General features: G+C 65.7%; 12 protein-coding genes. 7 read left to right on the plus strand and 5 right to left on the minus strand.

Annotated features, from left to right (window positions below; all coding sequences use genetic code 11):
- Positions 1-132 precede the first annotated feature (132 nt).
- Positions 133-1,035, plus strand: a complete 903-nt coding sequence (locus HU751_RS19525) for a DMT family transporter (RefSeq protein WP_186733490.1) — start codon at positions 133-135, stop codon at positions 1,033-1,035.
- Positions 1,036-1,107: 72 nt separating this feature from the next.
- Here HU751_RS19525 and HU751_RS19530 read toward each other — a convergent pair whose 3' ends face one another.
- Complete coding sequence (locus HU751_RS19530; RefSeq protein WP_186733491.1) at positions 1,108-2,082, minus strand: 2-hydroxyacid dehydrogenase; 975 nt, start codon at positions 2,080-2,082, stop codon at positions 1,108-1,110.
- A gap of 225 nt (positions 2,083-2,307) precedes the next feature.
- The gene (locus tag HU751_RS19535) at positions 2,308-3,255 is read right to left on the minus strand and encodes a LysR family transcriptional regulator (protein ID WP_028689548.1); all 948 of its coding nucleotides are present in this window, start codon (positions 3,253-3,255) and stop codon (positions 2,308-2,310) included.
- A gap of 180 nt (positions 3,256-3,435) precedes the next feature.
- Here HU751_RS19535 and HU751_RS19540 point away from each other — a divergent pair, with 180 nt between their 5' ends.
- From HU751_RS19540 to HU751_RS19555, 4 genes are read left to right on the plus strand one after another with little or no spacing between them, the layout of a single operon-like run.
- Complete coding sequence (locus HU751_RS19540; RefSeq protein WP_186733492.1) at positions 3,436-4,962, plus strand: efflux transporter outer membrane subunit; 1,527 nt, start codon at positions 3,436-3,438, stop codon at positions 4,960-4,962.
- On the plus strand, positions 4,959-7,136 hold the full coding sequence (locus tag HU751_RS19545; protein WP_186733493.1) for an FUSC family protein: 2,178 nt from the start codon (positions 4,959-4,961) through the stop codon (positions 7,134-7,136). Before HU751_RS19540 ends, HU751_RS19545 begins: the two co-directional genes overlap by 4 nt.
- Positions 7,126-7,326 carry a DUF1656 domain-containing protein gene (locus tag HU751_RS19550; RefSeq protein ID WP_028689551.1) on the plus strand — a complete coding sequence of 67 codons (201 nt, stop codon included), beginning with the start codon at positions 7,126-7,128 and terminating at the stop codon, positions 7,324-7,326. Before HU751_RS19545 ends, HU751_RS19550 begins: the two co-directional genes overlap by 11 nt.
- A gap of 10 nt (positions 7,327-7,336) precedes the next feature.
- On the plus strand, positions 7,337-8,197 hold the full coding sequence (locus HU751_RS19555) for an efflux RND transporter periplasmic adaptor subunit (RefSeq protein WP_186733494.1): 861 nt from the start codon (positions 7,337-7,339) through the stop codon (positions 8,195-8,197).
- A gap of 44 nt (positions 8,198-8,241) precedes the next feature.
- Here HU751_RS19555 and HU751_RS19560 read toward each other — a convergent pair whose 3' ends face one another.
- The 3 genes from HU751_RS19560 to HU751_RS19570 form a co-directional block, all read right to left on the minus strand.
- Entirely contained in the window at positions 8,242-8,739 is a 498-nt protein-coding gene (locus HU751_RS19560) for a type II toxin-antitoxin system YhaV family toxin (RefSeq protein WP_186733495.1), read from the minus strand.
- Complete coding sequence (locus tag HU751_RS19565) at positions 8,736-9,062, minus strand: type II toxin-antitoxin system PrlF family antitoxin (RefSeq protein ID WP_186733496.1); 327 nt, start codon at positions 9,060-9,062, stop codon at positions 8,736-8,738. The genes HU751_RS19560 and HU751_RS19565 overlap by 4 nt, the downstream gene beginning before the upstream one ends.
- A 109-nt stretch (positions 9,063-9,171) precedes the next feature.
- Entirely contained in the window at positions 9,172-9,618 is a 447-nt protein-coding gene (locus HU751_RS19570) for a universal stress protein (RefSeq protein ID WP_186733497.1), read from the minus strand.
- Positions 9,619-9,858: 240 nt separating this feature from the next.
- Between HU751_RS19570 and HU751_RS19575 the strand changes: the two genes are divergently transcribed.
- Together HU751_RS19575 and HU751_RS19580 are read left to right on the plus strand one after the other, a co-directional pair.
- A complete protein-coding gene (locus tag HU751_RS19575) occupies positions 9,859-10,764 on the plus strand; it encodes a LysR family transcriptional regulator (RefSeq protein ID WP_186733498.1) in 906 nt (301 codons plus the stop codon).
- Positions 10,765-11,143: 379 nt separating this feature from the next.
- Positions 11,144-12,685: an MFS transporter gene (locus HU751_RS19580; protein WP_186733499.1), complete on the plus strand. Its 1,542-nt coding sequence runs from the start codon at positions 11,144-11,146 to the stop codon at positions 12,683-12,685.
- The last annotated feature ends 18 nt before the right edge of the window (positions 12,686-12,703 follow it).

The raw sequence follows: 12,703 nt of genomic DNA on the forward strand, positions 1-12,703 counted from the left end.
CAGCGATGTCGCAAGAAACTGGGCTCATGGGGTTTTCATCGCGGGGCAAGCCCGCTCCCACCGAGGTCGCATGCGCCCTGTGGGAGCGGGCTTGCCCCGCGATAGGCCTGATACCTGTCGAGGGAGTCCATCATGAACCTGTCGCTCTACCTGCTCACCGTCCTGATCTGGGGCACCACCTGGATCGCCCTGAAACTGCAGCTGGGCGAGGTCGCCATCCCGGTGTCGATCGTCTACCGCTTCGCCCTGGCCGGGCTGATCCTGTTCGCCTTCCTGCTGCTCACCCGCCGCCTGCAACCGATGAACCGGCGTGGTCACCTGGTGTGCCTGGCCCAGGGCTTCTGCCTGTTCTGTGTCAACTTCATGTGCTTCCTTACCGCCAGCCAGTGGGTTGCCACCGGCCTGATCGCCGTGGTGTTCTCCACCGCTACCTTGTGGAATGCCATCAATGCACGGATCTTCTTCGCCCAGAAGATCGCCGCCAATGTGCTCGGTGGCGGCGCCTTGGGCTTGCTCGGTCTGGGCCTGCTGTTCTGGCCGGAACTCTCGCACCACGCCGCCAGTCGCGAGACTTTCTACGGACTGGGGCTGGGCCTGCTCGGCACACTGTGCTTCTCGGCGGGCAACATGCTGTCCAGCGTGCAGCAGAAGGCCGGACTCAAGCCGATGACCACCAATGCCTGGGGCATGCTCTATGGTGCCTCGATGCTGGCGGCGTATTGCCTGGTCAAGGGCGTCCCCTTCGACATGGAGTGGAACGCCCGCTACATCGGCTCGCTGCTGTACCTGGTGATCCCGGGTTCGGTGATCGCCTTCACCGCCTACCTGACCCTGGTCGGACGCATGGGGCCGGAGCGGGCAGCCTATTGCACCGTACTGTTCCCACTGGTGGCGTTGAATGTGTCAGCATTTGCCGAGGGCTACCAATGGACGGCGCCGGCGTTGCTGGGGCTGGTGGCGGTGATGGCGGGGAATGTGCTGGTGTTCCGCAAGCCGAAATCCAGGCCGGTCGAAGGCGTGCTGGCAGTCAAGTAACCTTGTCCTATCGCGGTACCGCGTGGGAGCGGGCTTGCCCCGCGACAGGGTCGGTAACTCGGGCTGAAAGGCTCAGCCCTTCCACACCTGCGGATTCACCAGATCTCGCGGCCGCTCACCCAGCAACGCCGCCCGCAGGTTGTCCAGCGCACGGTTGGCCATGGCTTCGCGAGTCTCGGCGGTGGCCGAGCCGATGTGCGGCAGGGTCAATGCGTTGGGCAGTTTGAACAGCGGCGAGTCGCCGAGCGGTTCCTTCTCGTACACATCGAGCCCGGCACCGCGAATCGTGCCGTTCTGTAGCGCCTCGACCAGCGCCGCCTCGTCCACAACCGGCCCACGGGCGACGTTGACCAGGAACGCGCTGGGCTTCATCAGTTTCAGCTCGCGGGCACCGATCAGCTTGCGAGTGGCCTCGGACAGCGGCACCACCAGGCAGACGAAATCGGCTTCGCCCAGCAGTGCGTCCAGGCTGCGGAACTGCGCGCCCAGCTCCTGCTCCAGCGCAGTCTTGCGGCTGTTGCCGGTGTACAGCACCTGCATGTTGAAACCGAAGCGGCCACGACGGGCGATGGCCGCGCCGATGTTGCCCATGCCGACGATGCCCAGTGTCTTGCCGTGCACATCGCAGCCGAACTGCGCCGGCCCCACGGTGGCTTGCCAATGGCCGGCCTTGGTCCAGGCGTCCAGCTCGGCGGTGCGCCGGGCACAGCCCATGATCAGGGCGAAGCCCAGGTCGGCGGTGCTTTCGGTGAGCACGTCGGGGGTGTTGGTCAGGGCGATGCCGCGTTCGTTGAAGTAGTCCAGGTCGTAGTTGTCGTAGCCGACCGAGACGCTGGACACCACCTCCAGCTTGCCCGCGCCTTCGAGCTGCGCGCGGCCGAGCTTGCGACCGACGCCGATCAGGCCATGGGCCTCGGGCAGGGCCTCGTTGAACTGGGCGCTGATGTCGCCGAGTTTCGGGTTCGGCACGATCACGTTGAAGTCTTGTTGCAGGCGTTCGGCCATGGCTGGCGTGATGCGGCTGAAGGCCAGGACGGTCTTTTTCATCGGGCTGCTTCTCTGCAAGGCGTGAGGTGGAGTCGGGCAGAAGAGCGGGGCCGCTGTGCGGCCCTTTCGCGGCACAAGGCCGCTCCTACAGGTACCGCGTAACCCTGTAGGAGCGGCCTTGTGTCGCGATGGAGGGCGAAGTCCTCCCATGGTCCTGTCTGCCAGACGCTGGAATCAATGGTTAGCAACCTACCATTGTCCTTACCCCCAATGCAGCCGCTTTTTTCAGTTGGCGATCAGCAGCTCATGGGTCTTCAGGTCGGCCTCATGGGCGGCAAGAATCTCCGGCAGCGAATTGCGCAGGTACTCGACCCAGGTCTTGATCTTGGCATCCAGGTACTGGCGCGACGGGTAGATCGCGTACAGGTTCAGCTCCTGCAGGCGGTACTCCGGCATGATGCGCACCAGGCTGCCATCGCGCAGGCCGTCGATGGCCGAATAGATCGGCAGCACGCCTACGCCCATGCCGCTGCGGATCGCGGTCTTCATCGCGTCCGCCGAGTTGACCTGGAACGGCGAGGTGGTGATGTTGACCATCTCCTGGCCTTCCGGCCCGTCGAACAGCCACTTCTCCAGCGGGATCACCGGGCTGACCATGCGCAGGCAGGCATGCTTGAGCAGGTCGGCCGGCTTGTGCGCGCTGCCGTGACGGGCCACGTACTCGGGCGAGGCGCAGACGATGCTGTAGGTGATGCCCAGGCGCTGGGAGACGAAGCCCGAGTCCGGCAGCTCGCTGGCCAGCACGATGGACACGTCGTAGCCCTCGTCCAGCAGGTCGGGCACGCGGTTGGCCATGGTCAGGTCGAAGGTCACGTCCGGGTGCGACTCGCGGTAGCGGGCGATGGCGTCGACCACGAAGTGCTGGCCGACGCCGGTCATCGAATGCACCTTCAGTTGCCCGGCGGGGCGGGCGTGGGCGTCGCTGGCCTCGGCCTCGGCTTCTTCCACGTAGGTAAGAATCTGTTCGCAGCGCATCAGGTAGCGCTTGCCAGCCTCGGTCAGCGCGATGCGCCGGGTGGTGCGGTTGAGCAGGCGGGTTTGCAGATGGGCTTCCAGGTTGGAGACCGCCCGCGACACGTTCGCGGTGGTCGTATCCAGTTGCGCCGCGGCAGCGGTGAAGCTGCCGAGCTGGGCCACGCAACTGAAAGCACGCATGTTTTGCAGGGTGTCCATGGGTCACTCTCGGTTTAGAGGACAAAATTGTGACATGAAGTTGCGGAATTTCGCTTCCGACTAAAGCCGGATTATCGCTGTTTTGGTAACAAAGATTCGCAGGAATATGCGCTTATCGCCAATGAAACCCGCCCCTAGAATTGCCCGGCCCCTCCACCTCTTCCTCGGGAAATCGCAGCTGTGCCGCGTCGCCACATCAGAGCGCTCCATGCGTTCAGTGCCTGTGCCCTTTGTCTCACCTTGAGCGGCTGTATCGGAACCTGGGGCATCGCCCCGCAAAGCAAGACCCTCCAAGCCAACCAACTGACCACCGACGCCGCGATCCGCGAGGCCGCGCGCGACGCCCACTGGCCGGCCCAGCAATGGTGGCGCGCCTATGGCGACCCGCAGCTCGACGCCTGGATCGCCCAGTCCCTGGCCGGCAGCCCGAGCATGGCCATGGCCGCCGCCCGGGTGCGGGAAGCCAAGGCCATGGCCGGCGTGGTCAAGTCGGCGGAAAAACTGCAGGCCAACGGCAATGCCACGCTCAAGCGCCACAACTGGCCCGAGGATCAGTTCTACGGCCCGGGCGCGTTGTCCGGCGCCAATACCTGGGACAACAACGCCGCCATTGGTTTCAGCTACGCCCTGGACCTGTGGGGCCGCGAGCGCAATGCCAGCGAGCAGGCCGTGGACCAGGCGCACATGAGCGTCGCCGAGGCGCGCCAGGCTCAGCTGGAGCTTGAGAACAACGTGGTGCGCGCCTATATCCAGCTCAGCCTGCATTACGCCCGGCGCGATATCGTCCAGGCCGAGCTTGCGCAGCAGGAGCAGATCGTCGCCCTGGCCAAGCGTCGCCTCGACGGTGGCATTGGCACCCATTTCGAGGTCAGCCAGGCCGAGGCGCCGCTGCCGGAAACCCACCGCCAGATCGACAGCCTCAACGAAGAGATCGCCCTGACCCGCAATCAGCTGGCGGCCCTGGCCGGCAAGGGGCCGGGGGAGGGCGCGAAGCTGCAACGCCCGACCCTGACCCTCGGCGCGCCGCTGAAACTGCCGTCGAACCTGCCCGCCGAGCTGGTCGGCCAGCGCCCCGACGTGGTCGCCAGTCGCTGGCAGGTGGCGGCCCAGGCCCGTGGCATCGACGTGGCCCACGCCGGCTTCTTCCCCAACGTCGACCTGGTCGGCGGCCTTGGTTTCATGGCCACCGGTGGCGGCCCGCTGGAGTTCCTCACCGGGCGCAAGTTCAACTACAACGTGGGGCCGGCCATCAGCCTGCCGATCTTCGACGGCGGTCGCCTGCGCTCGCAGCTGGGCGTGGCTTCGGCCGGCTATGACGTGGCCGTGGCGCGCTACAACCAGACGGTGATCGGCGCGCTGAAGAACATCTCAGACCAACTGATCCGCCGCGAGTCGATGAAGGAACAGGCGCACTTCGCCGCCGAATCGGTGGCTGCGGCGCAGAAGACCTACGACATCGCCACCGTCGCCTTCCAGCGTGGCCTGACCGATTACCTCAACGTGCTCAACGCCCAGACGTTGTTGTTCCGTCAACAGCAGGTGCAGCGGCAGGTGCAGGCCGCGCGCCTGACCGCCCATGCCGAGCTGGTCACCGCCCTGGGCGGCGGCCTGGAGGCGGGCAAGGATGTGCCCGATCAAGAGCGCCAGGCCGCCCCGAAAACGCCGGCCACCCTGGCCATCTTCGACCAGCCGGACCACGCCGAATGAGCACACTGAGCTTGCCCCTGCGCTGGCTGCAGAGCCTGGAATGGCGCCGGGGTTTCTTCGCCTGGGCGCGCACCGACGGGGTCACCTGGGTCTACATCTTCAAGGTGCTGGCCGCCGCGTTCATCACCCTGTGGCTGGCCATGCGCCTGGAGCTGCCGCAGCCGCGCACGGCGATGATCACCGTGTTCATCGTCATGCAGCCGCAGAGTGGCCATGTGTTCGCCAAGAGCTTCTACCGGGTGCTGGGGACGCTTGCCGGCTCGGCGATGATGGTCGCGCTGATGGCGATCTTCCCGCAGAACACCGAGCTGTTCCTGCCCAGCCTGGCGCTGTGGGTCGGGCTGTGCTCGGCGGGTGCCATGCGCTACCGCACCTTCCGCGCCTATGGCTTCGTGCTGGCCGGTTACACGGCGGCGATGATCGGCCTGCCGGTGCTGCAGCACCCCGACCAGGCGTTCATGGCGGCGGTGTGGCGGGTGTTGGAGATCGCCCTGGGCATTCTCGTCTCGACTTTCGTCAGCGCCGCGATCCTGCCGCAGTCGGCCAGTGCCGCCATGCGCAACGCCCTGTACCAGCGCTTCGGCGTGTTCGCCGGGGTGGTGGTCGAGGCCCTGCGCGGCGACAGCCAGCGCGACCGCTTCGAGACCAGCAACGTGCGCTTCGTCGCCGAGGCGGTGGGCCTGGAGAGCCTGCGCAACGTCACCGCCTTCGAAGACCCGCACATGCGCCGGCGCTCGGGCCGCCTGGTGCGCATGAACAGCGAGTTCATGGCCATCACCACGCGCTTCAATGCCTTGCACCGGTTGCTGGAGCGCCTGCGCGCCCGTGGCCCGTTGCAGATCGTCGGCGCCATCGAGCCCGGCCTGGACACCCTGGCCGAGCTGCTGCAGCCCTATGTCGGTCGGGCTCTGACCGACGCCGATGCCTTGCGCCTGGCACTGGAGCTGGGCACCTACAAGGAAGGCCTACAGGCCCAGGTGCGCGGCTTGCGCGCCGAGTACCTGGAGACCAACCCCAGCGAGTCCGACCTGCTCGATTTCCACACCGCCTTCGAGCTGCTGTACCGCTTCGTCGACGAGATGTACAGCTACGCCGAGACCCACGCCTCGCTGGCCGTGCACAAGCATGAGCGCGAACAGTGGGACGAACCCTACGTGGCCCAGACCAGCTGGCTGGTATCGTTGGCCGCCGGCGTGCGCGCCTCGGCGGTGCTGCTGTTGCTGGGCAGCTACTGGCTGCTCAGCGACTGGCCCAGCGGCGCCATGATGACCCTGATCGCCACCGTCACCGTGGGCCTGTCGGCGGCCTCGCCGAACCCCAAGCGCATGTCGTTCCAGATGGCCTGCGGCACGGCGATCGGCGCCTTCGTCGGGTTCTTCGAGACCTTCTTTGTGTTCCCCTGGATCGACGGTTTTCCGCTGTTGTGCATGGTGCTGGCGCCGGTGTTCGTGCTTGGCGCGTTCCTCGCCTCGCGCCCGGCCTATGCCGGTTACGGCCTGGGCCTGCTGGTGTTCTTCGCCATCGGTTCGGTGCCGAACAACCTGACCATTTATGACCCCTACACCTTCATCAACGACTACATCGGCATGGTCATCGGCATGTTCGTCTGCGCTGCGGCCGGGGCGATCATCCTGCCGCCCAACAGCCGCTGGCTGTGGAGCCGCCTGGAGCAGGAGCTGCGCGAGCAGGTGCTGTTCGCCATCGGCGGGCGACTGCGCGGGTTGGGCTCGGCGTTCGAGAGCCGCACCCGCGACCTGCTGCACCAGGCCTATGGCCTGGCCGCCGGCAAGCCGCAGGTGCAGAGCGAACTGATGGGCTGGATGTTCACCGTGCTGGAGGTTGGCCACGCCATCATCGAGCTGCGCAAGGAGCAGGATCGTGCACCGGTCCACCCGGCCTACGCCGAGTCGCAGCCTTGGCGCCAGGCCATCCGTGTGATGGGCCGGGCCCTGGCGCGGCTATTCCTGCAGCCCAGCGCCAGCAACCATGAGCGCGCCCTGGTGGCGGTGGACCACGCCATCAGCCGCGTGCAGGCCACCGACGAACCCTTCGCCCGGCACTTCGACACCTCGGTGCTGCGCCGGGCGCAGAGCTACCTGCACTTCATCCGTTCCTCCCTGCTCGACCCACAGTCGCCGCTGGCACCGGCGAAAGGATTGCACCATGCCCCGTGAGATCGCCTTCCATGGCGTGTACATGCCCACCATGACCTTGATGTTCCTGTTCGCCCTGGGCCTGGCCTGGGGCCTGGACCGGTTCATCGCAAGCGTTGATGGCTATCGCTTCTTCTGGCACCCGGCGCTGCTGCGCCTGTCGCTGTTCGTCTGCCTGTTCGGCGCCCTGGCGCTGTCGCTCTACTGGTGAGAATCCTGCAATGAAAAAGTTCTTCAGCCTGATCGCCACCCTGCTGGTGCTGGCCGCTGCCGTGGCGATCGGCCGCCAGCTGTGGCTGCACTACATGACCACGCCGTGGACCCGCGACGGCCGGGTGCGCGCCGACATCATCAACGTCGCCGCCGATGTGCCGGGCTATGTGGTGGACGTGCCGGTCAAGGACAACCAGCGGGTGAAGAAGGGCGACGTACTGATCCGCATCGACCCCGAGCACTACCAGCTGGCGCTGGACCAGGCCAAGGCGCTGGTGGCCTCGCGCAAGGCCACCTGGGAGATGCGCAAGGTGAATGCCAAGCGCCGAGCCGACCTGGACAACCTGGTGATCTCGAAAGAGAACCGCGACGACGCCAGCAACATCGCCGACTCGGCACTGGCCGACTACCAGCACGCCCAGGCCCAGCTGGCGGCCGCCGAGCTGAACCTCAAGCGCACGCAGATCGTCGCCACCGTCGATGGCTACGTGACCAACCTGAACATCCACAAGGGCGACTATGCCCGCACTGGCGAGGCGGTGATGGCGGTGGTGGATGAGCAGTCGTTCTGGGTGTATGGCTTCTTCGAGGAGACCAAGCTGCCCCATGTGAAGGTGGGCGATGTGGCCGAGTTGCAGATGATGAGCGGCGAGCGGATCAAAGGGCATGTGGAGAGCATTGCCCGTGGCATCTACGACCGCGACAACCCGCAGAGCCGTGAGCTGATCGCCGATGTGAACCCGACCTTCAACTGGGTGCGCCTGGCGCAGCGGGTGCCGGTGCGGATCCATATCGATGAAGTGCCGGACGGGTTCCTGCTGGCGGCGGGGACGACCTGTACGGTGGTGGTTAAACCGAGCGAGGAATGATCCGGTTCTTGCGCTGACGCCATTGATGGATTGGTGGGCAGGTGTCAGCGCTTTAGGGTGGCGTTGAATCGAGCTGTTGCCGCGGTCGCTTCCTGCAACAGCTGGTCCCAGTCATCCGGAGGGTGTCCGCTGCCCAGCATGCGACGGAACACTCTGTAGGCATCGTCACTGCTTTCGTAAGCGCGCTTGCTGTCATCATCGTTCACCCACGCCAACACGATGATCTTGCTGGAGGCGTGATAGCGATAAAACAAGCGGTATTGCTGGAAGAACTTTGCACGAAACCAGTGCTTGTGTTCCGCGCCCAGTGTGCCGCCCATTCGATGGTCAGGGTTGCCAGGCGCCTGGGCAATGACGTCGAAGGCCAAGCGTCTGACGGCCTTCAATCGTTTTGCCGCATTTTTCTTTACGTAGCCGACCGGATCCTTCTTCTGAAGCACTTCGACTTCATCGATGAGTGCCTCCAGCTTGTCGAGAAAGAGGGGATGGGCGAACACGCTCCAGCCATGTACGCAAAGAGGTTTGCGCCTCGTTTCAGTCATTCATCGTCCGCCGAGAGAGGTTGATCGAGATCGATTTCAACGTCGCCCACCAGTGCATCCAGGCGAGCGACAAACTCTGCATCGACAACCTTCAATCGTTGCGGATTCGTGGCGATATCCCGGGCCAGGAAATCCAGGAACTGCCCCACGGCGGGGTCTTCCTCGGCTGTCTCTGCGCGGGTCAGTATTACCGCTCCGTCGGGGCGGATCGAGTAGTGAATCTTGTCACGCTTTTTCAGGCCCAATGCGCGGCGAACGGTTTCGGGGACCGTGGTCTGGTAGCGCTCGGTCAGGGTCGACTCGGCTTCGAAGGTAGTGGCCATGATCGTAGGTCCGCGAGGGGTAGTATCAAGCAAGGTAATGCGAGTGCATTACCTGGTCAATGCAATTGCATTACCTCGTGTGTACTGCCTGATCAACGGCTATTCGGGCTCAGGCAGCCCCGACCAGCACGGGCACCTGCACCCGGTCGATGACCTTGGCACTGATCGAGGGGTCCAGCAGCCTGCCTACCCGTGACAGGTGGCGGTGGCCGATGATGATCAGCTCGCATTCAAGCTCCCGGGCCTTGGTGGTGATCGCCTCCACCGGCTGGCCGGCGACCATGCAGCCCAGGCTGTCGAACCCGGCTTCGCGCAGGGTGCCCACGGCGCTGTTCACGGCGTGCTCGGCCAGTTGCTGTTCGTCGCAGGCGGCGGGGTATTCCTCCAGCTCTTCCTCGGTGTAGGCCGCACGGTGGTCGTGCACGGCAAAGGTAGAGTCGATGGCCAGCAGCACGTGCAGGGTGTGTTCGCCCGGGCGGCAGTAACGGCGGGCGAGGTCGAGCAGGGCGTGGCTGGCGGGGGAGGCGTCGATGGCGATCAGGACCGGGCGGGGCATGGGGGTTCCTTGCAGGGTGGTGACATTTGTAGAAACCTAATCTCCCATCGCGGGGCAAGCCAGCTCCCACGAACCTTGTGTGGCTGGCGTGGGAGCGGGCTTGCCCCGCGATCGGGCCGGTACAGGCTGAAGCATTGACCGGCCGGGATAAATGGCCCCTCACGCACGGTGCCATTGCGCCTGACGCAATCCACCAACCTGATACCATCGCGTTTCCCACAGCTGTCACGGAAAACGGCCATGCAACTCCCGGACATGAACCTGCTCGTCGCCCTCGATGCCCTGCTTGATGAAGGCAGCGTGGTCGGCGCCGCCCAGCGCATGAACCTGAGCCCGGCGGCCATGAGCCGCACGCTGGGGCGCATCCGCGAGGCCATGGGCGACCCGATCCTGGTGCGCGCCGGCCGTGGCCTGGTGCCGACGCCACGGGCGCTGGCCCTGCGCGACCAGGTACGAGCGCTGGTAGAGCAGGCCGGTCTGGTGTTTCGCAGTGGCGACGAGGTCGACCTGCCGAACCTCGACCGGGCCTTCAATATCCGCACCAACGACCTGTTCATTGCCCTGTATGGCGCGCGCCTGCTGCACATGATGCTCGAGCAGGCGCCGAACACCGTGCTGCGCTTCGTTCCCGAGCACCAGGGCGACGATGACCTGGTGCTGCGCCACGGACAGATCGACCTGGTGGTCAGTTCGAGCATCGACATGGGGCCGGAGATCAAGGTGCAGAGCCTGTTCGACACCTGGTTCGTCGGGCTGGCGCGGGCCGACCACCCGATCTTCGACGCCGAGATCACCCCGGAGCGCTTTGCCCGTTACCCGCAGATCAGCGTGTCGCGACGCGGACGGGCCAATGGGCCGATCGACGTGGAGCTGGGCGGCCATGGCGTGCAGCGCAGGGTGGCGCTGATCACGCCGAGTTTCCATTCGGCGATGTTCTCGTTGCCGGAGTCGGACCTGATCCTGCCGATGCCGGCGAACATCCTCGGCAGCGTGACCAAGTTCGGCCTGCCGCTGCGCTCGTTCGAGATTCCGGTGCCGCTGGAGAGGGTGCGGGTGATGCAGGCCTGGCATCCGCGTTTCGACAACGACCCGGCGCATCGCTGGTTGCGCCAGACCATGCGCGCCTGCTGCGCGGGGGAGCCTTGATATCAGCGGTGTTTGATGCGCGGGTGCGTTAACCCCAAGCCTTGCGCGATACCTGTGGGAGCGGCCTTGCCGAGGCGTCGGACCGGTCGGAAAGGGCTGCGCAGCGGCCCCAGGATTTCAGTGTTGAGCAAAGATCGCTGGGGCCGCTTTGCGGCCCTTTCCGACCGGTCCGACGCCTCGGCAAGGCCGCTCCCACAGGGCCCCAGCAAGGCTCGAGTGCAACGGTGAACCGGTGGGAGAGGGCCCGAGAAGCAAGCGGCGCCGACTTTCATGGATTGCGTCTGACGCAACATAAACCTGCCAACAAGTCAGTTTTCGTCAGCATTCGACCTTCTTAGACTTCTCCCAGCCCTGAATTTGTTGCTGGAGATGTCTATCCATGAGTTCCCTGACCGCGCCCTCCGCCGCGCTGGCCGCCGCCCCCGCTCCGGCCGCCCCCGCGCAGACGGCGTTCGGCCTGAGGGTGGTGGTCGGGCTGTTCGGCGTGTTGCTGGCGGTGCTGTGCGCCGGGCTCAACGAGGCAGTGACCAAGATTTCCCTGAGCGACATTCGTGGCGCCATGGGCATCGGCGCCGACGAAGGTGCCTGGCTGCTGGCGGTCTATGCCGCCGCCTCGGTCTCGGCCATGGCCTTCGCGCCCTGGCTGGCCACCACCTTCTCGTTGCGCCGCTTCACCATGAGCGCCGTCGGCGTGTTCGCCGTGCTCGGCCTGATCCAACCCTTCGCGCCCAACCTGCACAGCCTGATGCTGCTGCGCGTGCTGCAGGGCTTCGCCTCGGGCGCCTTGCCACCGATGCTGATGAGCGTGGCGCTGCGTTTCCTGCCGCCGGGCATCAAGGTCTACGGCCTGGCCTGCTACGCCCTGACCGCCACCTTCGGGCCGAACCTCGGCACGCCGTTGGCGGGCCTGTGGACCGAATACGTCGGCTGGCAGTGGGCGTTCTGGCAGATCATCCTGCCCTCGCTGCTGGCGATCGCCTGCGTCGGCTGGGGCCTGCCCCAGGATCCGCTGCGCCTCGAGCGCTTCCGGCAACTGGACTGGCGCGGCGTGCTGCTCGGCCTGCCGGCGATCAGCTGCATCGTCCTCGGGCTGTCGCTGGGCGACCGCTGGGGCTGGTTCGACTCGCCGCTGATCTGCTGGCTGCTCGGCGGTGGCGTGTTGCTGCTGGTGCTGTTCATGTTCAACGAATGGTCCGAGCCGCTGCCGTTCTTCCAGTTGCGCATGCTCACGCGGCGCAACCTGAGCTTCGCCCTGGTGACCCTGGCCGGGGTGCTGATCGTGCTCTCGGGAGTGGGCAGCATTCCGTCCGCCTACCTGGCGCAGATCCAGGGCTACCGCCCGGCGCAGACCAGCCCGTTGATGATGCTGGTGGCCATGCCGCAGCTGATTGCCCTGCCGTTGACTGCGGCGCTGTGCAACATCCGCGCGGTGGACTGCCGCTGGGTGCTGGCGCTGGGCCTGGCCATGCTGGCGGTTTCGTGCGTGGGTGGCAGCCTGCTGACTTCGCAGTGGATCCGTGGCGACTTCTACCCGTTCTACCTGCTGCAGGTGTTCGGTCAGCCCATGGCGGTGCTGCCGCTGCTGATGCTGTCGACCAATGGCATGACCCCGCAGGAAGGCCCGTTCGCCTCCGCCTGGTTCAACACGGTCAAGGGCCTGTCGGCGGTGATCGCCGGTGGCCTGCTCGACGCCCTGGGCACCGTGCGCCGGCATTTTCATTCCAACCACCTGGTCGACAGCCTGGGCAATGCGCCACTGATCGACGACAACGCCGCTGGCCTGGCCAAGCGCATCCATGAACAGGCCCTGGTGCTGACCTCGGCCGACCTGTACCTGGTGATGGCGGGCATCGCCGTCGCCCTGATCTGCCTGATCCCCTTCGTGCCTACCCGGATCTTCCCGCCGCGTGCGGTGGCCTGAATCCGTGGATGAATCCGA

The organism is Pseudomonas peradeniyensis (assembly GCF_014268935.2).
GTDB classification, from domain to species: domain Bacteria; phylum Pseudomonadota; class Gammaproteobacteria; order Pseudomonadales; family Pseudomonadaceae; genus Aquipseudomonas; species Aquipseudomonas peradeniyensis.